This window comes from Castellaniella ginsengisoli (genome assembly GCF_040955415.1).
GTDB lineage: Bacteria > Pseudomonadota > Gammaproteobacteria > Burkholderiales > Burkholderiaceae_B > Castellaniella > Castellaniella ginsengisoli.
Map to the genome: position 1 here is coordinate 2005151 of NZ_CP158257.1, position 21967 is coordinate 2027117.

At 63.8% G+C, this 21967-nt stretch carries 18 protein-coding genes; 7 read left to right on the forward strand and 11 right to left on the reverse strand.

Annotation, left to right across the window (positions count from 1 at the left end; all coding sequences use genetic code 11):
• Window positions 1–22 precede the first annotated feature (22 nt).
• The 3 genes from prpC to ABRZ00_RS09575 all read right to left on the reverse strand — a co-directional run bounded on the left by prpC (window position 23) and on the right by ABRZ00_RS09575 (window position 3386).
• On the reverse strand, window positions 23–1258 hold the full coding sequence (prpC, locus tag ABRZ00_RS09565) for a 2-methylcitrate synthase (RefSeq protein ID WP_368642178.1): 1236 nt from the start codon (window positions 1256–1258) through the stop codon (window positions 23–25).
• 48 nt (window positions 1259–1306) lie between these two features.
• Window positions 1307–2206: a methylisocitrate lyase gene (prpB, locus tag ABRZ00_RS09570; protein ID WP_368642177.1), complete on the reverse strand. Its 900-nt coding sequence runs from the start codon at window positions 2204–2206 to the stop codon at window positions 1307–1309.
• A gap of 190 nt (window positions 2207–2396) precedes the next feature.
• Window positions 2397–3386 carry a malate dehydrogenase gene (locus tag ABRZ00_RS09575; protein ID WP_343838722.1) on the reverse strand — a complete coding sequence of 330 codons (990 nt, stop codon included), beginning with the start codon at window positions 3384–3386 and terminating at the stop codon, window positions 2397–2399.
• 359 nt (window positions 3387–3745) lie between these two features.
• Here ABRZ00_RS09575 and ABRZ00_RS09580 point away from each other — a divergent pair, with 359 nt between their 5' ends.
• From ABRZ00_RS09580 to ABRZ00_RS09610, 7 genes are all read left to right on the forward strand, one after another.
• Window positions 3746–4516: a GntR family transcriptional regulator gene (locus ABRZ00_RS09580; RefSeq protein WP_368642176.1), complete on the forward strand. Its 771-nt coding sequence runs from the start codon at window positions 3746–3748 to the stop codon at window positions 4514–4516.
• Window positions 4517–4582: 66 nt separating this feature from the next.
• Window positions 4583–4996, forward strand: a complete 414-nt coding sequence (gene sdhC, locus ABRZ00_RS09585) for a succinate dehydrogenase, cytochrome b556 subunit (protein ID WP_343838726.1) — start codon at window positions 4583–4585, stop codon at window positions 4994–4996.
• Window positions 4996–5373 (forward strand): succinate dehydrogenase, hydrophobic membrane anchor protein, encoded by a 378-nt coding sequence (gene sdhD / locus ABRZ00_RS09590; RefSeq protein WP_368642175.1) that lies wholly within the window; start codon window positions 4996–4998, stop codon window positions 5371–5373. Before sdhC ends, sdhD begins: the two co-directional genes overlap by 1 nt.
• Window position 5374: 1 nt before the next feature.
• A complete protein-coding gene (gene sdhA / locus ABRZ00_RS09595; protein WP_343838731.1) occupies window positions 5375–7147 on the forward strand; it encodes a succinate dehydrogenase flavoprotein subunit in 1773 nt (590 codons plus the stop codon).
• 13 nt (window positions 7148–7160) lie between these two features.
• Entirely contained in the window at window positions 7161–7877 is a 717-nt protein-coding gene (locus tag ABRZ00_RS09600) for a succinate dehydrogenase iron-sulfur subunit (RefSeq protein WP_368642174.1), read from the forward strand.
• Window positions 7878–7886: 9 nt separating this feature from the next.
• The gene (locus ABRZ00_RS09605; protein WP_343838735.1) at window positions 7887–8150 is read left to right on the forward strand and encodes a succinate dehydrogenase assembly factor 2; all 264 of its coding nucleotides are present in this window, start codon (window positions 7887–7889) and stop codon (window positions 8148–8150) included.
• 19 nt (window positions 8151–8169) lie between these two features.
• The gene (locus tag ABRZ00_RS09610; RefSeq protein WP_343838737.1) at window positions 8170–9465 is read left to right on the forward strand and encodes a citrate synthase; all 1296 of its coding nucleotides are present in this window, start codon (window positions 8170–8172) and stop codon (window positions 9463–9465) included.
• Between the two features lie 101 nt (window positions 9466–9566).
• Here ABRZ00_RS09610 and tssA read toward each other — a convergent pair whose 3' ends face one another.
• The 8 genes from tssA to ABRZ00_RS09650 form a co-directional block, all read right to left on the reverse strand.
• On the reverse strand, window positions 9567–11204 hold the full coding sequence (gene tssA / locus ABRZ00_RS09615) for a type VI secretion system protein TssA (RefSeq protein WP_368642173.1): 1638 nt from the start codon (window positions 11202–11204) through the stop codon (window positions 9567–9569).
• 24 nt (window positions 11205–11228) lie between these two features.
• Window positions 11229–12005, reverse strand: coding sequence for a hypothetical protein (locus tag ABRZ00_RS09620; RefSeq protein ID WP_368642172.1), 777 nt, complete (start codon window positions 12003–12005; stop codon window positions 11229–11231).
• A gap of 11 nt (window positions 12006–12016) precedes the next feature.
• Window positions 12017–14719 carry a type VI secretion system ATPase TssH gene (gene tssH, locus ABRZ00_RS09625; protein ID WP_368642171.1) on the reverse strand — a complete coding sequence of 901 codons (2703 nt, stop codon included), beginning with the start codon at window positions 14717–14719 and terminating at the stop codon, window positions 12017–12019.
• A gap of 93 nt (window positions 14720–14812) precedes the next feature.
• Window positions 14813–15301: an Hcp family type VI secretion system effector gene (locus ABRZ00_RS09630; protein ID WP_368642170.1), complete on the reverse strand. Its 489-nt coding sequence runs from the start codon at window positions 15299–15301 to the stop codon at window positions 14813–14815.
• A gap of 53 nt (window positions 15302–15354) precedes the next feature.
• Window positions 15355–16839: a type VI secretion system contractile sheath large subunit gene (gene tssC, locus ABRZ00_RS09635; protein WP_368642169.1), complete on the reverse strand. Its 1485-nt coding sequence runs from the start codon at window positions 16837–16839 to the stop codon at window positions 15355–15357.
• 51 nt (window positions 16840–16890) lie between these two features.
• Window positions 16891–17379 carry a type VI secretion system contractile sheath small subunit gene (tssB, locus tag ABRZ00_RS09640; protein ID WP_368642168.1) on the reverse strand — a complete coding sequence of 163 codons (489 nt, stop codon included), beginning with the start codon at window positions 17377–17379 and terminating at the stop codon, window positions 16891–16893.
• Between the two features lie 92 nt (window positions 17380–17471).
• Complete coding sequence (locus ABRZ00_RS09645; RefSeq protein ID WP_368642167.1) at window positions 17472–21296, reverse strand: type VI secretion protein IcmF/TssM N-terminal domain-containing protein; 3825 nt, start codon at window positions 21294–21296, stop codon at window positions 17472–17474.
• Window positions 21293–21967: a DotU family type IV/VI secretion system protein gene (locus ABRZ00_RS09650; RefSeq protein WP_368642166.1), complete on the reverse strand. Its 675-nt coding sequence runs from the start codon at window positions 21965–21967 to the stop codon at window positions 21293–21295. Before ABRZ00_RS09650 ends, ABRZ00_RS09645 begins: the two co-directional genes overlap by 4 nt.

Here is a 21967-nt window from a genome sequence, read left to right on the forward strand (position 1 = left end):
GATTCCTGAAGAGAAGTGCGGCTTACTTGCGCTTGGCCAGGGGGACGAACTTGCGGTCTTCCGGACCGACATAGTTTGCCGTCGGGCGGATGATCTTGTTGTCGATGCGCTGCTCAATGATGTGCGCCGCCCAGCCGGCCGTGCGCGCGATCACGAACAGGGGGGTGAACATGGCGGTGGGCACGCCCATCATGTGGTAGGACACGGCCGAGAACCAGTCCAGGTTGGGGAACATCTTCTTGGCGTCCCACATGACGGACTCCAGGCGCTCGGCGATGTCGTACATCTTGGTCGAGCCCGAGGCTTTCGACAGGCGGCGGGCCACGGCCTTGATGACTTGGTTGCGCGGGTCGGACACGGTGTAGACCGGGTGGCCGAAGCCGATCACGACTTCCTTGGCCTCGACGCGGCGGCGGATGTCGGCCTCGGCTTCGTCGGGGCTGTCGTAGCGCTTCTGGATCTCGAAGGCGACTTCGTTGGCGCCGCCGTGCTTGGGGCCGCGCAGCGCGCCGATGGCGCCGGTGATGGCCGAGTACATGTCCGAACCCGTGCCGGCGATCACGCGGCCGGTGAAGGTCGAGGCGTTGAATTCATGCTCGGCGTACAGGATCAGCGAGGTGTGCATCGCGCGGACCCATTCGTCGGACGGAGTTTCTCCGTGCAGCAGGTGCAGGAAATGGCCGCCGATGCTGTCGTCGTCGGTTTCTACGCTGATCACGCGGCCGTTGTGGCTGTAGTGGTACCAGTACAGCAGCGCCGAGCCCAGGCTGGCCATCAGGCGGTCGGCGATGTCGCGCGCGTCAGGTAGGTTGTGATCGTCTTTCTCGGGCAGCACGCAGCCCAGCACGGAGGCGGCCGTGCGCATCACGTCCATGGGGTGGCTGGCGGCCGGCAGGGCTTCGAGGGCCATCTGGACCTGAGCGGGCAGGCCGCGCAGACGGCGCAGCTTTTCCTTGTAGGCTCGCAGTTCGGCGGGAGTCGGCAGTTTGCCGTGGATCAGCAGGTGCGCGACTTCCTCGAATTCGCAGGTGTCGGCGATGTCCAGGATGTCGTAGCCGCGGTAGTGCAGGTCGTTGCCGCTGCGGCCGACCGTGCAGAGCGCGGTATTGCCGGCCACGATCCCCGACAGGGCGACGGATTTTTTGGGCTTGGGGCCCGCCGGCGCGGCGGCGGGTGCAGTCTGAACGGCGGGCGCCTTGGGCGCGGCGGCTTTGCGGGCGGGGGGCTTCTTGGCAGTGGAAGTGTTCTTGGTCGCCATCAACGGTCTCCTTGGATGAAGTGTGCGGTTCGCGGGCGCGACCCGGCGTCAGGACGTCTTGTGCTTGCCCTGCTGAAACAGAGCGTCGAGTTGTTCTTCGTAGCGGTGGTAGCCGATCCGGTCATAGAGTTCTTCGCGCGTCTGCATCAGATCGAGCACCTGATGCTGGTGGCCGTCGCGGCGGATCGCCTCGTAGACGGCCTCGGCCGCCTTGTTCATGGCGCGGAAGGCCGACAGGGGATAGAGCACGATGCCCACGCCGACGCTCGCGAGTTCTTCGACGGTGAACAGCGGCGTCTTGCCGAACTCGGTGATGTTGGCCAGCACGGGCACGCCCAGGCTGCGTGTGAATTTCTGGTAGGTGTCGAGGTCGTAGGAGGCTTCGGCGAAGATCGCATCGGCGCCGGCCTCGACGCAGGCGTGCGCGCGCTCCAGGGCGGCATCCACGCCGCTGACGGCGATCGCGTCGGTGCGCGCGATGATGTAGAAATCGCTGTCGGTGCGGGCGTCGACGGCGGCTTTCACGCGGTCGGCCATTTCTTCGGTGCCGACGATTTCCTTGCCGGGGCGGTGGCCGCAGCGCTTGGCGCCGACCTGGTCCTCGATGTGGCAGCCGGCGGCGCCGAACTTGATCAGGGACTTGACGGTGCGGGCGATGTTGAAGGCCGAGGGACCGAAGCCGGTGTCGATGTCCACCAGCAGGGGCAGACCGCAGACGTCGGTGATGCGGCGCACGTCGGTCAGGACGTCGTCGAGCGTGTTGATGCCCAGATCGGGCAGGCCGAGCGAACCGGCGGCCACGCCGCCGCCCGACAGATAGATGGCCCGGTAGCCGGCGCGTTGGGCCAGCAGGGCGTGATTGGCATTGATGGCCCCGATGATCTGCAGCGGGGATTCTTCGATCAGCGCCTGGCGCAGCAGGGCGCCGGGGGAGGCGGGACGGGTCATGATGGACGCTCCGGTGTGCCGCCGGCGCCAGGCATTCCCGGAGTCTCGGCAGCTTCGCCCCGGATGGGGGCGTGGTTCCAGTCGACGGTTGGGGCATTCTGGCCGCGCAGGGCCGTGCTGTCTGTCATCGGCCGGACATTCGGCGGCGGGCGCAGCCGCCTCGTGAGCGCGCGCCCGCCGTTTTCGGGACTTATTTCAGCAGATCGGCGATGCCGTCGCGCTCTTCGAGCAGTTCCTTCAGGGTGAAGTCCATGCGTTCGCGCGAGAAAGCGTCGATTTCCAGGCCGGTGACGCGAGTGTATTCGCCGTTGGCCGTGGTGACCGGCACGCCGTAGACGATGCCTTCGGGAATGCCGTAGGAGCCGTCGGACGGGACGCCCATGGTGACCCACTTGCCGTTGGAGCCCAGCACCCAGTCATGGATGTGGTCGATGGCGGCGTTGGCGGCCGAGGCGGCCGAGGACAGGCCGCGGGCCTCGATGATGGCGGCGCCGCGCTTGCCCACGGTGGGGATGAAGGTGTCGGCGATCCAGGCCTGATCATTGATCAGCGACTGGACGGACTGGCCGCCGATGGTGGCGAAGCGCGTGTCCGGATACATGGTGGGCGAGTGGTTGCCCCACACGACCAGCTTCTCGATGTCGGCCACCGCTTTGCCCGTCTTGGCGGCGATCTGCGACAGGGCGCGGTTGTGGTCCAGGCGCAGCATGGCGGTGAAGTTCTTGGCCGGCAGGTCCGGCGCGGACTTCATGGCGATGTAGGCATTGGTGTTGGCCGGGTTGCCCACCACCAGCACCTTGACGTCGCGGCTGGCGACTTCGTTCAGGGCCTTGCCCTGGGCGGTGAAGATCTGGGCGTTGACCTGCAGAAGATCCTTGCGCTCCATGCCCTTGCTGCGCGGGCGGGCGCCCACCAGCAGGGCGACGTCGGCGTCCTTGAAGGCGGTGCGCGGGTCGCTGTGGGCGCTCATGCCGGCCAGCAGCGGGAATGCGCAGTCGTCCAGTTCCATCATCACGCCCTGCAAGGCTTTCTGGGCCTTTTCGTCGGGGATCTCAAGCAGTTGCAGGATGACGGGCTGATCCTTGCCGAGCATTTCGCCCGAGGCGATGCGAAACAGCAGGGCATAGCCGATCTGGCCGGCCGCGCCGGTGACCGCGACGCGCATGGCGGGTTTGGACATGGTGATTCTCCGATAGGGTGAGAGGATATTTTCGGGAGCCTCTGAACAAGTCCTCGCGTCGCGCGCCTCTGCGGACCCGGACGGTCTGCAGCGTTGCGCATCCTCGCCATAGCGCCGGCTATGGCTGCGGTTCGCGCCTTGCATCCCATCCCGATCCGCAGCGCCCGCTTTCCGCTCGACTTATTCAGAGGTTCCCTGGGTGTACGAAATCGCCGAAAAGAGTAGTTTATTTCATCGGCCAGCGTCAAGGGTCTTATATCTTATATAAGACAGAAGAGTATTAGACATCCGGCGCCGGAAGTGCGAAAATGCGGCGTCTCATCTTGTAGCATGGCCGCATTGCAGCACCTCCGACCGACATGTCCGATTCCCCCCCCATCGATCGCCCGCAGACGCCGAGCCGCGCGCCCCACAGCGCCGCGTTCAGCCCTCTGTACCAGCAGATCAAGGGGCTGATCCTGCAGGGGCTGGACCGAGGCGAATGGAAGCCCGGCGAAGCGATCCCCAGCGAGCTCGAACTGGCCGCCCGGTTCCAGGTCAGCCAGGGCACCGTGCGCAAGGCCATCGACGAGCTGGCCGCCGACAACCTATTGATCCGGCGCCAAGGCAAGGGCACGTTCGTGGCCACCCACAACGAAGCCCGGGTTCGCTATCGTTTCCTGAGGTTGACGCCCGACGAAACCCGGCCCGCAGTCTCCAGCAGCCAGATCCTGGACTGCCGGCGCGCCAAGGCCTCGGCCGAGGTCGCCGCCGCCCTGGATCTGCGCGCGGGGGATGCCGTCGTGAACATGCGCCGCGTGCTGTCGTTCGACGACGTGCCCACCATCCTGGACGACATCTGGCTGCCGGGCAGCGTCTTCAAGGGCCTGACCCTGGAATCGCTGCTGCGCTATCGGGGCCCGGTCTATGCATTGTTCGAAACCGAATTCGGGGTCAGCATGGTGCGTGCCGAAGAAAAAATCCGCGCCGTGGCCGCCACCGGGATCCAGGCCGAATTGCTGCGGATCGCACCCGGCGGCCCGCTGCTGCAGGTCGAGCGCATCGCCTATACCTACGGCGACCGCCCCATGGAATTGCGTCGCGGCCACTACGTCACCGAACGCCATCACTACCGCAACAGTTTGAATTGACTCCCGGATAGGTGAAAATGCCGATTGAGTCCAGAATTCCTTCCATCTTCCAACTACGAGGCCATCATGTCTGAATCAGCCACAAAGCCGCGCCCGCAGTTCCGTAACCTGGGGTTGACCGACCTCATGAGTTACCGGCTGCCTCCGGCGGCCAAAGCATCCATCCTGCATCGGGTCAGCGGCGCCCTGTTGTTCCTGGCGCTGCCGCTGGTGCTCGTGCCGCTGTTCGCGCAAAGCGTCCAGTCGCCCGAAACCTTTGCCGCCATGAAGGAATGGGCCTCCTCCCCGGCCTGTAAGATCGTGCTGCTGGTCCTGATGTGGGGCTACTTCCATCACTTCTGCGCCGGCATCCGCTACCTGACGCTGGACCTGCATGTCGGCAATGCGCGCGAACCCTCGCAGCGCTCCGGCGCCCTGGTGACCGGCGTGGCCTTGGCCCTGACCGTCGTCTTCGGTCTGAAACTCTTTGGAGCATGGTAATGGCTCAAGAACGCATCGGTCGCAAGCGCCTGGTCGTGGGCGCGCACTACGGCACCCGCGACTTCATCGTCCAGCGCGCCACCGCCGTCATCATGGCGGTCTACACCCTGGCCTTGGTCCTGTACGCCGTCCTGGTCCCCATGGATTTCGAATCCTGGCGCGCTTTCTTCGTCTTCACCGTCGGCACCTTGCCGGTCGGGCAGTTGCTGGCCACGCTGGCCTTCCTGTCGCTTGCCTGGCACGCCTGGATCGGCGTGCGCGACATCTGGATGGATTACGCCCATTCCGACGGCCTGCGCCTGTTCCTGCAGGTCCTGACCATCCTGTGGCTGGTGGCCGCAGTGGTCTTCTTCGGTCAAATTCTCTGGAGTCTCTAACGTGGCTGCTGTCAAGAAATCCCTTCCGCGCCGCCAGTTCGATGTGGTGGTCGTCGGCGCCGGCGGAGCCGGTCTGCGTTGTTCGCTGCAACTGGCCCAGGCCGGCTTGTCCGTGGCCGTGCTGTCCAAGGTCTTTCCCACGCGTTCGCATACCGTGGCCGCCCAGGGCGGCGTCAGCGCCTCGCTGGGCAACATGAGCGAAGACCACTGGCAATGGCATATGTACGATACCGTCAAGGGCTCCGACTGGCTCGGCGACCAGGACGCGATCGAGTTCATGGTCCGCGAAGCCCCCAATGCCGTGTACGAGCTCGAGCACTTCGGCATGCCCTTCGACCGCAATCCGGACGGCACCATCTACCAGCGCCCGTTTGGCGGCCACACGTCCCATTTCGGTGAAAAACCCGTCCAGCGCGCCTGTGCCGCCGCCGACCGCACCGGGCACGCGATGCTGCACACGCTCTATCAGCGCAATGTCGCCGCCCGCACCCAGTTCTTCGTCGAATGGATGGCGCTCGATCTGCTGCGCAACAATGCCGGCGACGTCCTGGGCGTGACCGCGATGGAAATGGAAACCGGCGAAATCTTCGTCCTGGAAGCCAAGCACACCGTGCTGGCCACGGGCGGGGCCGGCCGTATTTTCGCGGCCACCACCAATGCCTTCATCAACACCGGCGATGGCCTGGGCATGGCGGCGCGCGCCGGCATCCCGCTGCAGGACATGGAGTTCTGGCAGTTCCATCCCACCGGCGTGGCCGGCGCGGGCGTGCTGATCACCGAAGGGGTGCGTGGCGAGGGCGGCTATCTGCTGAACAAGGATGGCGAGCGCTTCATGGAGCGCTACGCCCCCCAGCTCAAGGATCTGGCGCCGCGCGATTTCGTGTCGCGCTCGATGGACCAGGAAATCAAGGAAGGCCGCGGCTGCGGCGATGGCAGCTACGTCCAGCTCAAGCTCGATCATCTGGGCGCCGAGACCATCATGAAGCGCCTGCCTTCCATCCGCGAGATCGCCATCAAGTTCGCCAACATCGATCCCATCAAGGATCCGATTCCGGTCGTGCCGACGCTGCACTACCAGATGGGCGGCATTCCGGCCAACTACCACGGCCAGGTCGTCACCCAGGTGAACGGCGTGGAAAAGATCGTCAACGGCCTGTACGCAATCGGCGAATGCGCCGCCACCTCGGTGCATGGCGCCAATCGCCTGGGCACCAACTCGCTGCTGGATCTGATCGTGTTCGGCCGTTCGGCGGGCAACTTCATCGTGTCCCAGCATCCCGAGCGCGAGCATGCGCACCAGGAACTGCCCGATACCGATATCGAGGCTTCCCTGGATCGCGTCAACCGGCTCGAGAGCCGCACCAGCGGCGAAAAGACCCACGATGTGATCAACCGCATGCGCGACACCATGCAAAGCCATTGCGGCGTGTTCCGCAAGATGGACATCCTGCAAGAAGGCGAGCGCATGGTCGCCGATCTGGTGCCGCAGTTCGACAACATCTACTATGCGGACAAGTCCAAGGTCTTCAACACCGCGCGCATCGAAGCCCTGGAAGCCGCCAACATGATCGAAGTCGCGCGCGCGACGGTCAAGTCCGCCGTCAACCGGCTCGAATCCCGGGGGGCGCACGCGCTGGATGAATACCCCGAGCGCGACGATGAAAACTGGCTCAAGCATACGCTGTGGTTCGCGGACAACCGGCTCGAATACAAGCCGGTGCGCATGCAGCCCCTGACCGCCGAAAGCATCCCGCCCAAGCCGCGCACCTTCTAATCTGGACATCGTCATGAGTCAAAAACGTATCGTGAAATTCGAGATCTACCGCTACGATCCGGACAAGGACGAGCGGCCCTACATGCAGAAGTTCGAAGTCGAGCTGCGGCCGACCGACAAGATGCTGCTGGACGCGATCCTGCGCATCAAGGACGAACTCGACGACAGCCTGGCCCTGCGCCGGTCCTGCCGCGAGGGCGTGTGCGGTTCCGACGCCATGAACATCAATGGCAAGAACGGCCTGGCATGCACGACCAACCTGCTCACGCTGAAGGAGCCCATCGTCCTCAAGCCGCTGCCGGGCCTGCCCGTGGTGCGCGACCTGATCGTGGACATGACCTTCTTCTTCGACCAGTACCATTCGATCAAGCCCTACCTGATCAACGACACGCCGCCTCCCGAAAAAGAGCGCCTCCAGACCCCCGAGGAGCGCGAGGAACTGAACGGCTTGTACGAGTGCATCCTGTGCGGCTGCTGCTCGACCGCCTGTCCGTCCTTCTGGTGGAATCCGGACAAGTTCGTCGGTCCCGCCGGGCTGCTCCAGGCCTACCGTTTCATCGCCGATTCGCGCGACGAAGCGACGGGCGAGCGCCTGGACGACCTGGAAGACCCCTACCGCCTGTTCCGCTGCCACACGATCATGAACTGCACGGACGTCTGTCCCAAGGGGCTGAATCCGTCGGCCGCGATCGGCAAGATCAAGGAAATGCTCGTGCGCCGCACGGTCTGAGGCCTGGCCATGTCCGGCGACCTGTCCGTTCTGGATCGTGCCCGCCTGCGCTGGCGGGCGCGGCGCGGCCTGCTCGAAAACGATCTCATCATCACGCGCTTCCTGGATGCCCATGAAGCGCAACTGACCGAAACCGACGTGCGGGCCCTGACGCAGCTTTTCGAAATGGGCGACAACGAATTGCTCGATGTCCTGCTGGGGCGCGTGGATCTGACCGGTCCCTACGACGACCCCGACATCCGCCGGCTCGTCGAGCAGATGAAAGCGCTGTAATACTTAAAGGAAGATTCACATGCAGCTATCCGATAAAAAAGCCACGCTATCGTTCTCCGACGGCAGCCCTTCAGTCGAATTCCCTGTCTACCAAGGCACGGTGGGCCCGGATGTGATCGATATCCGCAAGCTCTACGGCCAGACCGGGATGTTCACCTACGACCCCGGCTTCATGGCGACGGCTTCTTGCGAATCCGCCATCACCTACATCGATGGCGACAAGGGGCAACTGCTGTATCGCGGCTACCCGATCGACCAACTGGCGACGAACTGCGATTTCCTGTCGGTGGCCTACCTGATCATGAACGGCGAGCTGCCGTCGGCCGACCAGAAAAAGGAATTCGACAACGTCGTCACGCATCACACGCTGGTGCATGAGCAGATGCACACCTTCCTGCAGGGCTTCCGCCGCGACGCGCACCCGATGGCGGTGCTGACGGGGCTGGTGGGCGCGCTGTCGGCGTTCTACCACGACTCCACGGACATCACCAACCCGCACCACCGCGAGGTTTCCGCGATCCGGCTGATCGCCAAGATGCCGACCCTGGTCGCCATGGCCTACAAGCATTCCCTGGGCCAGCCCATCATCTATCCGCAGAACGACCTGTCGTACACGGGCAACTTCCTGCGCATGATGTTCGCCACGCCTTGCGACGACTACAAGGTCAACGACGTGGTCGAACGCGCGCTGGACCGCATCTTCATCCTGCACGCCGACCACGAGCAGAACGCCTCCACCTCCACCGTGCGCCTGTGCGGTTCCTCGGGCACCAATCCGTTCGCCGCCATTGCGGCCGGCGTGGCCTGCCTGTGGGGTCCGGCGCACGGCGGCGCCAACGAAGCCTGCCTCAACATGCTCGAACACATCCAGGCCCAGGGCGGCGTGGCCAAGGTCGGCGAATTCATGGAGCAGGTCAAGGACAAGAACTCGGGCGTGCGCCTCATGGGCTTCGGCCACCGGGTCTACAAGAACTACGACCCGCGCGCCAAGCTGATGCAGGAAACCTGCCGCGAAGTCCTGGATTCCCTGGGCCTGCACAACGATCCGCTGTTCAAGCTGGCCATGGAAGTCGAGCGCATCGCCCTGGAAGACCCGTACTTCGTCGAGCGCAAGCTCTACCCGAACGTGGACTTCTACTCGGGCATCGTGCAGCGCGCCATCGGCATTCCCACCTCGCTGTTCACCGCGATCTTCGCGCTGGCCCGCACGGTGGGCTGGATCGCCCAGTGGAACGAGATGCTGTCCGATCCCAACTACAAGATCGGCCGTCCGCGCCAGTTGTACACCGGCGCCGCCGTGCGCGACGTGAAGTAAACACCGCATTGCCGCCGTCAGAATTTCCCGGCGGCCGTGACGGTATCTCGCAATGCAAGAGCGGGCCTGAGGGCCCGCTCTTGCGTTTCGAGATCAGGGGATCATTTCAGCAGCGTGCCCGGGTCCAATCGCGCCAGGGCTTGGCGGGCCTGTTCGATCAGCGCCTGCCCGGCGGCGGCCTGGCCCGCGTCTTCCGCGGGATCCGGCCGAGGATGCACACGGTTCAGGGCGCGCAGAATGGTTTGCCAGCTCCGGCGGGCCAGGTCCGGCTCCCAGGAGCCCAGATCGTGCTTCAGGCACTCCTCGGCCAACTGCCGGGCCAGCGCCTGAGGCGAGGCCTGAGGCGCCAGTTGCGGCAACGCTTCCAGCATGGCCAGGCGAGCCAGGAACTGGTCGCGTCCGGCCCAGGTGGTTTCGATCAGCGTCTGATAGCTCTGCAGCGCTTGTTCGATCTGGCCGTCCGCCAGCGCGGTGCGCGCCTGTGTCAGGGCCAGGCTGGTCCGGTCGGCAGGTTCCTCGCCTGAGGACTGTCGGGCGGCCCGGCAATCGGCCAGCCATTGCCGGGTGGCCTCGTCGGCAAAGGGGGTGCCGTCTGAGAACGCCAGGTGTTCGATTTCCGGCGCCCGTTGGGTGAAGAACAGGGCATGGTCGATGACGGTTTGCCGCAGCGGGGCGCCGGCGCCGCCCATCAGGCTGAAGCCGCGGGCCGATTCACGATCCAGATCCAGCCAGTAGGGAAAGGTGGCCAGTCGGGATTCGCAGAACTCGACCAGTCCTTCGGCATTCCCGTTCTGCATGATGGTGGCGAAGGCGTCCTGGATGGCCACCGGCGGTGCGGCAAGGGCCGTGATCCCTTGCCGGGACGGGGGGGCAGCCAGGATGGCGGCGCGGGCCGTCAGGCGGCACAGATCGATGCTGGCGGGATTGAGCGGGTTGAGCGTTCTGAGCGCGTTGCCGAGTTGGGCGATGTGATCCAGAGCCGGCTGCATGGCATGCAGCACGGCATCTTCGCTGTCCAGGGCCGTATGCGGGTCTCCGCCCCGGCGGAAGGCCGCCAGCGCGGGAGACGGCGCTGATGATGCGGCCGCCGGCGCGGCCGCGCCCTGCGGTTGGGTCGCAGCCGCAGCGGTGGGCATTTCGGCTGGGGCGGAAGATGGCTGTGCAGTGTCTGCGGACGCGGCGGGCTGAGGCTCGGGTTCGATGCGTGACAGGCGGCGGAGACGTTGGATCAGAGGCTGCAGCGGTGGGCATTCAGGGTCCAGCTCGCCCAATCGGGTATCCAGTGATTGGGCGTCATCGAGCATGGCCTGATGAAGCCGAGGCTGAAGGGGGGCGATCTCCTCCTGGCCGTCCAGCCAGTCCGAGGCGCGTTCGATCCACCATTGCAGTGCGTTGCGGCGTCCGCGCAGTCGTTTGAGTGGCGGCTGGGCGCTGTCCCAGAAACGCGCGATCAATTGCTCATGCAGTCGCAGGCCGGCCGCCAGGCCATTGATGCCACGGGATTGCATCCAGGCCGCCGACAGCCAGGCAGCCAGCATGAAATCCTTGCTCTGCTGGGCCAGCAGACGGCTGGCTGCGGTTTCGACGTTCAGCCAATCGATCTGCCCTGTGCTGGACGGATTGGACATCTTGTCGATTTCGGCGGTCAGGCTGTCGTATTCTTCCCCGGACCGGATGTCGGTCCCGCCGGGAGCTTGCTCGGAAATGGGGAGCAGCAGGGATTCTGTATCGATGGTCATGCGGGATTTGGTGATGCCGGAGGATCAACCCAGGCGGATCAGGGTGACGTCCTGGAGTTCGCCATCCGGCAGGGTGCCGAGCGCGATGAGATCGGGGTCGCCTTCCAGGCGGACGTAGTAACGTTCGTCCGGTGTGATCGGATTGCGCAAGCCCCAGGCCTCGAAGGCGGTACCGGCAGCCGTGAACTGCAGGCCTTTGATCTCGTATTGGTTGTCAGTGGCTGCGGGCAGACCGCCCTTGGGACCTACTGCATGGAAGTCGATCTTGGCGCCGTGACCCGAGACGCCGACCAGCGCGCCGTCCGTGGTCCCACCCGCGTGCGGGTGGGTTTCCAGCCAGACGCCGAGGCGTTCATGGGCATGCAGGCCCAGTTGAACCGGCCAGGCGGGTGCGATCGGCGCGTGGGCGCGCGCCACGAGCTTGGCGGGCCAGTTGCCAGACAGCGGCTCCCAATCGTCCAGCACGGACAGTTCCGTCTTGCGCCCGGTGGCGGAGGGCGGTTCGCCGCTCAGGAGAGTGAATCCGTTGAGGGGGCGGCCGGCGCGGCTGTGCAGCATCAGACGAAACAGCGCCAGATCGCGCCGTAGTCCGGGATCGGCAAACCGCTGGGCGCTGCCGATGAGCACGATGACGGCCGCGTCAGCGGCGGCAGCCTCTTGCGCGGCGGCCAGCCAGGACAGGCCCTGCGGCCAGCGCTGCCCCTTGACAGGCAGGCCGTAGGGCCGCAGTTGCCGGGCGGCGGCCTGGGCCGTGCCCTCGTCGTCGGACAGATTGATGAACCATGCGCATGTGTTGGCCATGTCGGATCCGCTCAGTTGAAGCTTGCCAAGAACTGGCCCTGATCGTCGACTGCCAGGCGTGCCTGGCTGATATCGCGAGCTTCGGCCATGTGCGTCAGCAAGGTATTGGACAGCATGGGCAGCAGAGTGCCGCGCAGAATGAAGTCGATGTTGCGCGCCCCCGTGTCGACCTCGGTGCACCGTTGTGTGATGGCATCGATGACGGCCTCATCGATCTCCAGGCGGATTTTATTGTTCTGCTGCATGCGGCGCGCCAGCTTGTCCAGCTTGAGGCGGACGATTCCCTTGAGGGCATCGGCCTTCAGGGTGAGGAAGGGAACGACGGTCATGCGAGCCAGCAATGCGGGCTTGAAGTGTTGCGACAGGATGGGTCGGATGGCCGCCTCGATGGCTTCCAGGGGCGGCATGGTATCGCCCGCGCACAGTTCCGTGATGACGTCGAGCGCCAGATTGGAGGTCAGGAACACCACGGTATTGCGGAAATTGATCTCGCGGCCTTCTCCATCGGAGAGCACGCCCTTGTCGAACACCTGATAGAACAGGTTGACGACGTCCAGGTGGGCTTTTTCGACCTCGTCGAGCAATACCACGGAATAGGGCCGCTGACGCACGGCCTCGGTCAGCACGCCGCCTTCGCCATAACCCACGTAGCCCGGGGGCGAGCCCACCAGCCGGCTGACGGTGTGCTTTTCCTGGAATTCGCTCATATTGATGGTGACGATGGACTGCTCGCCGCCGAACATGGCGTCCGCGATCGAAAGCGCGGTTTCGGTCTTGCCGGTGCCCGAGGGGCCGACCAGCAGGAACACCCCCATGGGCTGATCCGGATCGCGCAGGCCGGAACGGGCGGACTTGAGGACTTCGGCCAGGGTGTGCAAGGCATGGTCCTGGCCACGGATGCGGGCCTTGAGCGTGGCTTCGAGGGTCAGGGCGGCGGAAGCCTGATCCCGCATCATCTTGCCCAGCGGGATGCCGGTGCGATCGGAGACGACCTTTGCGATCGTGTCGCCGGAGACATCGATGTAGATGAGCTTTTCTTGGGCCTGCAGGGCTTCCAGCGCCTGCTCCGCTTGAATCAGCTCGATCTCGATGGCTGCCTTGTCACGGGGCGCAGCGGCCTCGGGGCCGGGCGGCGGCGCATCGGCGTCCTCCGCGTCCGCGCGGGGCGGCGCGCCTTGAGGAGCGGCCGCCTGGCTGCGCTCTGCGCGCAGAGAGAGAACGCGGTGCGCCGCTTCGAACTGCGCCTGGTAGCGCTGGCGGGCCGCGTCGAGCTCGGCTTGCGTTTGCGTCAATGCATGCTCGATTTCGTCCAGGCGGGCCGGCTCGGCGGGCACGTGGTTTTCGATGTCGCGCAACAAACCGCGTTTTTCTCGTTCCAGCATTTGCAGCCGACGTTCGAGATCTTCGATGAAGTCGGGTTTGGACGAAAGATTGATCTTGATGCGTGCGCAGGCCGTGTCCAGCAGGTCGATGGCCTTGTCCGGCAACTGGCGGCCCGTGATATAGCGGTTGGACAGACTGGCCGCCGATGCCAAAGCTTCTTCGCGAATGATGACCTGGTGGACCTGCTCGTAGCGTTCCTTGAGGCCGCGCAGGATCTGCACCGCCATCTCGACGCTGGGCTCATCGAGCTTGACGAGTTCGAAGCGGCGCGCCAGGGCCGCATCCTTTTCGAAGTATTTCTTGTATTCGCTCCAGGTGGTGGCCGCGATGGTGCGCAGTTCGCCCCGCGCCAAAGCGGGCTTCAGAAGATTTGCGGCATCGCTGGAGCCGGTTGCACCGCCGGCGCCGATCAGGGTGTGGGCTTCGTCGATGAACAGGATGATAGGGGTGGGCGAGGCCTTGATTTCGGTGATGACGCCACGCAGGCGGTTTTCAAATTCGCCCTTGACGCCTGCCCCCGCTTCGAGGGCGCCCATATCGAGCCCCAGAATCGTGACGTTTTGCAGAAGATCGGGGACGTCGCCTTCAGCGATGCGCACGGCGAGGCCTTCGATGACGGCGGTCTTGCCGACACCAGGGTCGCCCACGCAGATGGGGTTGTTTTTGCGCCGGCGGGCCAGGATGTCGACCATTTGACGGATTTCGGGGTCGCGTCCGAACACGGGGTCGATCTTGCCGGCATGGGCCTTGGCGGTGAAGTCTTCGCAGAATCGTTGCAGAAAGGAGCCGTGGCTGTCGCCGCGTGCGCCCGTTGCGGCGGCGGTGGCGTGGGCCGGCCCCGCGCCGGCGAGCGCGGTTTCGCGGGATTGCGGGGCGATTGTGCCCAGCAGTTGGATGACGCGCTCCTTGTCGAGCTTGTCGAGCAGTGCGGCGTAGCTGGTGTTGGCGTAGAACGAGGCGCGCGCGGCAAAGGCGGCTAGCAGGGCGCCGGAACGAATGGACGATTCGAAGAGATCGACTGAGGCCACCATCCAGGCATCGGAGAACAGATCGGGCAGGAGTGGCGAAAATTGCGGCCGAGCTCCGTTGCCGGTCTTGAAGGATTCGAGGGATTGCTCCAGGGCGCGTTGCAAACGGCCGGGGTCGATTTCGGCCTGGCGCAGGATGAGCTGGATATCCCCGTTGGGGTCATCGAGCAGCCGCACCAGCAGGTGTTCGAGGGTGATCTCGTAGTGCGTGCGGTTCAGGCAGAGGCCAGCGGCATTTTCCAGTGCGTCCCGGCAGGCGGGATTGAGACGCTCGACCAAGGCTCTGAACTCGACGATTTGCATGGATGACGATCCGGGAAAAGGAAAAGAGAAAGGGAAATGCAGCGCGTGAAAAAACGGCAACCAGGCTGGAGCCTGGTTGCCGGGGTGATGCGATTAGGACTTGGGTGCGTTCCAGGAGTCCTGAGCCTCGATGCCGTCAGGGGAGAAGGTCTCGATGATGGTCTCGTAGGTGAACGACACGGCTTCCATGTGACCCATGGACTTGTTGGCGGGGTCCAGGCAAATGGGCACGTACTTGTGCATGGAAGTGATGATGGCGTTCTTGATTTCCACCGTGTAGTACAGCTCTTCCTTGCCTTGCGGAGAAATGCGGTAGTACTCGAGCTTGGCGTCGGTCAGTTGCTCTCCGGAGGTCAGGGCCTGGAAGAGCTTGGGAGAGGCCTTGTCGATTTCCTTGGTGATCGTCAGGGGGCCGTGGATGCGCTTACCCGTGGGCAGACCCGTCTGGATCGACTTGGGAATCTCGATGGTGTGATCGACCGCCTGGACCAGGATAGTGTTTTCGTGGCCTTGGATGGTGCAGCTGCCGTCGATCTTGCCTTGAGTTTGGCCGGTCAGGGTCAGGTAGCCGGGCATGGGCATGGTGAAACTCCTTAAAGATGAGGATTGCCGTTTTCTGTTGGCAAGGTCAGTGTTTACTTGCGGTCGAGCTTGCCGACCAGGGACAGCGTGAACGAAGCGCCCATGTATTTGAAGTGCGGACGCACAAGCATGGACACGCGATACCAGCCGGGATCGCCTTCTACGTCTTCGACATTGATCTGGGCCGTGCGCAAGGGGCGGCGGCTGCGGACTTCCGGTCCCGGAGCGTCCATGTCGGCGACGTATTGGCGTATCCAGTTATTGAGTTCGCCTTCGAGGTCCGCGCGTTCCTTCCAAGTGCCAATATTTTCACGTTGTAACACTTTAATGTAGTGTGCCAGACGACTGACCACGAAGATATACGGCAGTTGGGTTCCCAACTTGTAGTTTGTCTCGGCTTCCTTGCCTTCCTTGGTGTTGCCGAAGAACTTGGGCTTCTGGCAGGAATTCGCCGAGAAGAAGGCCGCATTGTCACTGTTCTTGCGCATGGCCAAGCCGATGAAGCCTTGTTCGGCCAGCTCGAATTCACGCCGTTCGGAAATCAGGACCTCGGTGGGGATCTTGGTCTGGATCTCGCCCATGGCCTGGAAGTTGTAGATCGGCAGATCGCCGACCGTGCCGCCGCCTTGGGGACCGATGATGTTGGCGCACCAGCGGTAGTCGGCAAAGCTGGCCGTCAGGCGCGAGGCAAAGGCGAATGCGGCGTTGCCCCACAGAAAAGCGTGATTGCCAGCCGATACGTCTTCTTCGTAGTTGAATTTTTTGGATGGCGTGGTCTCGTTCCCATAGGGCGTGCGCAGCAGGAAATGGGGCATCACCAGGCCGACGTTGCGCGCGTCCTCGCTTTCGCGAAAGCCGTTCCATTTGGTGTACTGCGGCATCTCGAAGATCGAGGACAGATCCTTCAGGTCGGGCAGTTTGGAGAAGTCGTCCAGGCCGAAGAACTGCGAACCGGCGGCGGCGATGAAGGGTGCATGCGACATGGAGGCCACTGCGGCGCAATATTGCAGCAGCTTGACGTCGGAGGAGCCCGGGCCGAATTCGTAGTTGGCGATGATGGCGCCGAAGGGCTGGCCGCCGAACTGGCCGAATTCACTGGTATAGCAGTTCTTGTACAGGCCGGATTTGGTGACTTCGGGCGAGTCTTCAAAATCACTGAGCAGATCGTCCTTGCTGACGTTCATGATCTGGATCTTGATGTTTTCACGGAAGTTCGTGCGGTCGACCAGGAACTTCAGCGAGCGCCAGGAAGATTCCAGGCGCTGGAAATCCGGATGGTGGAGGATCTCGTCGACCTGGCGGCAGAGCTTTTTGTCGAGCTCGGCGATCATGTCGTCGGCCAGCGAGGCCGTGATGCGATCCGTGGTGCGTGCCGGGTCCAGCAGGGAAGAAATGAAGGTTTGAATGCCTTGGCGCGTAATGGCGTAGGATTCATCGCCGGGGCGGACCCGAGTGGTCTCCAGGAGTTGATCAATCAGGGAGCCGCTCGCTTCTGGAGCTGCGCCTGTCTGTTCCTGTTTTGCTGCTTCTTCGCTCATGCTTGCATCCTGCGTATGTTCGGGTGAGATCCCGTAGGGGGAGACGGAGGGTTATTTGTCTTTGATTTCGAGTTCTTGCAGCAACCGGTCGCGGGCGCCTTCGTCCTGAACGAGCTCCTGAAGCTTCTTGCGGAAATCCGGGATGTTGCCCAGCGGACCTTTCAGGGCCTTGAGGGCATCGCGCAACTGCACGATGGAGCGCAGTTCGGGGACTTTTTCGACGATGCTGTCGGGTTGGAAATCCGCCAGCGACTCGAAGTTGATGTTGACCGGGATATTGTCGTCCGAATCGGGTTCCAGGCGATTGGGGACGGAGAGGTCCAGCGACAAGTTCTGAGCCTTGAGGACATCGTTGTAGTTGTCCTTGTCGACATTGATGGGCGCACGCTCTTCGACACTGCGGTCATCGGCGCGCTGGGTGAAATCCCCGAGGATCAGGAGCTTGAGCGGCAACTCGACTTCTGCGTGAGCATCGCCTGTCGCCGGTTTGTAGGTGATATTGACGCGTTCCTTGGGTGCGACGGAACCTTCTGTAGCCATATGAGTCTCCTGTGATGGCGAGCCGGGTAAAAACCGAGTTTAAAAAGTGTGGCTGGAGTTACTTTATCTGTCAATCATGAGAGCGCGCGTCATCACGGCGCCGGCGGGATCTGGAGCACCCGGTTCGTGACGATCAAATTGTCATTCTTGATGTGATTGAGTTGTTGCAGGATCTGGACGGTGGTGCCGTAGCTGCGTGCAATGGAGTACAAGGTGTCGCCTTCACGCACCCGGTGCGTGCGGTTGGGCGCAGGCTTGGCGGCCGGAGGGGGCGGGAGCTCGGGGGCCGGTTCGGGCTCGGGTTCTGGCGGCGGGTTGAGCAATTGTTCGGCCCGCTGGCGGATATAGAGAGGCAGGGCGCTGTCCGGCTGCTGGGGCGTACCAGCCGTCCAGCATTGGCCGACCCGTTCGGGGACTTTCAAGGCGACTCGGGCCGGCACGGCGCCGACTGCGGGCGTTTCGGTTGCGGCCAGGTAATCCAGCCGGTCCGCCATGGCCAGCAACTGCTCCGCGCCGGTAAAGGCATAGCGCACGTGTATGGTGCGCACGTCCAGAGCTTCGAGGCGATCCTGGGACTGAGGAAAGTCGGCCGGGGTGAAAATATGCTCGCCGTCCGGGAAGTCCGCCAGGAAACGCGCCATGCCCATAGGGCCGGGATAACGCTGGGTCAGGGTCAGGTCGTCGATGTCCACGCGCAATGTCACGTCGCCGCATTGCTCCGGCGACCAGTCGAAGCTGTTGGTGACATCCATGTTGAAATTGTCCAGCGTGATTTCTTGCTGCGCGCACTGGATGGAGAGAGTCGCAGCATAGGGTTTCGCCTGGGCGCCCGGATTGACGCCCAACGGCCGGGCTGCAATCAGGATCGTGGCACTTTTTCCCTTGGCGGCTTGCGCCTGTCTGGATTTGACGACGGAGTCGACCCGTGTGTCGACCGAGCGGTTGAGGAACGGCAGGAAGTCGGGGTTCAGCGGGACGCTGTAGCTGTTTTTCTTGATGGGGGTGAAGCCCGCCGCCTGGCGCTGGACGAAGGGTTTGAGCGGGCCGTCGGCAAAAGCCCAGACTGAGCCCTGATCGCCGAACAGCTGATCGTTGGCCTCGCGCGGGCTGACGGCCAGTTGGGTTTTCCAGAGGACATCGTGTTCCCAGTCCTGCTGGATCTGGCACGAGGTCTGTTCCAGCGCATACAGCGTCAGGACGCGCAAGGGGCCGCCGACCAGTTTCCAGATCAGTTGGTCATCCGGCAGATTGAAACCCGAGGCCTGGCGAAAGGCGTTCAGGCTGTCTTGCGTGGCCTGCAGGGCGGAGCTGGCCGCCTTGGGATCGGAACCCTGGCTGAAGTAGCTGCTCATCAGTTGGTAGGATTGGCCCGGGCCTTCCAGAGCCTGGGCAGCCGCGGCGTCGAACTGCTTGGTGTAGTCCGCGAAGGCCTGCACGCCGTGGATCGAACGGCCCACGCTGATCGGGTTCGTGGTGTCGACGAGATCCCTGGACGCCGGATGCAGCAGCCGCGTGCCGATGGTGTTGATGGTCTCGATGATGGCCGTGGCCCGATCCAGCGAAATGTTGTCCTGCACCGCCCGCCGCTGGGAACTGAATTCGCGGGCGAATAGCAGCCAGCCGGGAAGTGTGGTGTGCGGCATGGTGCTGAACTCGGTGTTCAGGCGATCGAGGAGCAGGTAATACGGGCTGGTGATGGTATCCACCCGGGTGACCAGGTCGCGCCAGGCAGGCTCGTTGGTAATGAGCTTTTCCCCTTGGTCGAACGACCAGACGAAGCTGCGCCAGGCGTTCATGCGCTCGCTGGCGTACCAGGCTTCAAAGGCGCCTCTCCTGGTCTGGAAATCGGGAGACTGATTCAAAGCCTGGCTGATTTCGTCCAGCAGGGCTTCGATGCGTTGGTAGCCGGCCCAGGTCATGGCGGGCGGAATCTCGCCCTGGTTGGGGCCTTGCGAACCGGGCAGCCAGAAATCGCGGAGGGTGACCGGCGTCAGGCCGGGTTGGCGGTTGGCCCAATCCAGCAGCCAGGGCAGATGGTCGATCTGTCCCACAGCTTGCTGCAGCAAGGCGCGGTCCGAATCCAGGTTGTCATGCAGCCAGGAGGCTTGGCTCGGACTCCAAGCCTTGAAGGCCGCCGCCATCTGCGCCGAGGCGTCTTCCAGCGAAGACGGCAGATCCATGCCCAGCGTGGTGCTGATCTGTGCCGGAGCTTGCGGCATCTGCAGCAGTTGCCTGTAGTCGGCGCCGTCGATGCGCGCCTGGGTCTGGTTGATGCCGCGCACCAGCGTGAGGATGGCGTTGGTATAGGCTTGTTCGTCCTTTGTGCCGCCATATTGCAATGCCGGGACGATGACATCATGTCGGTTGCGCTGCAGCAAGCTGCGATAGCCCTCGACATATTTGGCCTTGATGTCGTTCTCGAGGCCTAGCAACTCCGGACTGAAGGCCAGCCAGCGGCTGGTCCATTGCCGTTCGTGATCGCCGATCAGGTTGATGATGCGCAAGATGTCCTGCAGCGCCTGGACACGATGCGCGATCGGCTGATCCCGCTGGTCCAGGGCGATCCTGGGGTAGGCGTTCTGGATCTCGCGCAGGCTGCTGCGAGTCTGATAGTAGGACACCAGCAGGAATACCAGGGCGGCCAGACACAGGCAGAACCAGGCGACCATGGCCAGATTGCGAGTCGCCAGACGCCAGCGGTCGATGATGACGGTGGGTTGCCAGGCGTTCCGGTCAGCGGGCAGGACGTATTCGAAGACGTCGTGCAGGAACAGGCCTTTGCGGGGCGGGGCGGGGCGGGGCGCGCCCGCTCGGTCATTCAGAATGTCGGCCCAATGCTGGCCGTCCTGGCTGGCGCTGGTCAAGTGCACGCCGCGCAGCAAGGGCTGCTCCAGATAGGGGCTGTTGCCCATGCAGGCGGCCAGGAACTGCTTCAGTCCGGTGCGCAGCCGTTCGATCTCGTCGGGAAACAGCAGCAGTTCCGGGCTGAGGTCCTGCCCCTGGATGCCCCTGTCCAGACGCAGTTGCCGCAAGCGAGCGGTGATGGTGTCGATCGCCTGATCGGCGAAACGGGCCTCGGCGCCGTCGCCCTCCGTGAGCACGCCCGTAAAGCCCATGGCTTGGCCCAACTGATCGGACGGGAGGATCTCGGACCAGGCCTCGAATCCGGGGATGTGATCGCACTGAGTGACCAGCAGATGAATGGGAAACCGCCGGTCGAACAGGCGGATCAGTTGGTTGATGCGTTCGCGCAGGGCCTGTCCCTGGCGAGCCAGGACGTCTTCGGGCGTGTGGCGCACCTGGTCAGCCGTGACGCACAGCACCAGGCCGTTGATGCCCTCACGGACGCGATATTTCGACAGCAGTTCGAGCGTGCGCAGCCATTCTGCCTGGTCGGTGTCCGTGTTGCCGGGGGCCACATAGCGGCCCGCCGTATCCAGAATGACGGCACGATTGAGAAACCACCATTCGCAGTTCTCGGTTGCGCCCGTGGCGTCCTGGGGGGCTGTGCCGCGGATCAGGCTGCCGGGCTGGGACTGGGTGATGGCCGCAGTTTTGCCGCTGCCCGGTTGGCCGATGACCATGAACCAGGGCAGGGCGTAGACGGGATTGCCGTGGCGGCGCAGACTGGAATGACGCAGCAGGTTGATGGCCTGCTTCCATTTCTGGTTGAGGCGGGTCAGGCTGGTGGGCGTATCGGAGCGCGTGCGTCCGTGCGCCTCGGAGGCTGCCAGCTTGGCGCGTGAGCGGGCCACCCGCCACAACCGCCGCAACAGCTTGTAGCTGAGCCAGCCGCCGATCAGGCCGAAGAAGATGGCGGGCGCCCCCCATGCGGGCCACATGAGATACATGGCCAGGATCCAACTGAACAAGGCCAGGGCGATCAGCAGCAGAAACTGGAGCAGGAAGGTTTTCATAGGTTGATGGTCTGGCGGAATTCGAGCACGGCCTGCGTTAATCGGGTGTGCATGATCAGCGCCAGCGCCAGGACGATCAAGGGGGGCGCCAGGATTAGGAGCAGACGCTGCAGAGTGAGGCGCCGGGATCGGTTGCGTCGCGCCGTCGCGGCGCCGTGCCCGGGGTAGGCCTCGGGGAACAGATGGGCGTCTGCCTGGGGCGTATGGGGGCCGGTCTGGGGCAGCAGGCGGTAGTGTTTCATGCGGATGTTCGCCAGGTCGGACATGCTGCTGGCGGAGCTGTAGCGGCCTTGGAAACCCAGGCAGAGACACAGCAGGTAGACTTCGCGCAAGGCGTGATCCTGGGGGGTGAGCTGCTCCAGGCGTTCGAAGAATTCGCGGCCGGCCAGGCCGGTCTGGAAATAGCGGCGCTGCAGCAGAAAGGGCTGCCAGGCGTGTTCGTCGGCCCAGCGATGGCTGCGTGAGATGGTTTCGTCGGCCCAGGCCAGTACGGGATAGAGGGCGGCTCGGAACGTGTCCGTATCGACGCGGTTCTGGAGCGACTGGGACTGGGCTTGGTCGATCAATTGATCGAGGCTGCGGGAGAACGCTTCGGGCGAGACGTCTTCGGGTTGGCGCTGGAAGTCCTGGATACGGGCCATCAGAAGCGTGAAGCAGTCGACGAGTGTCAT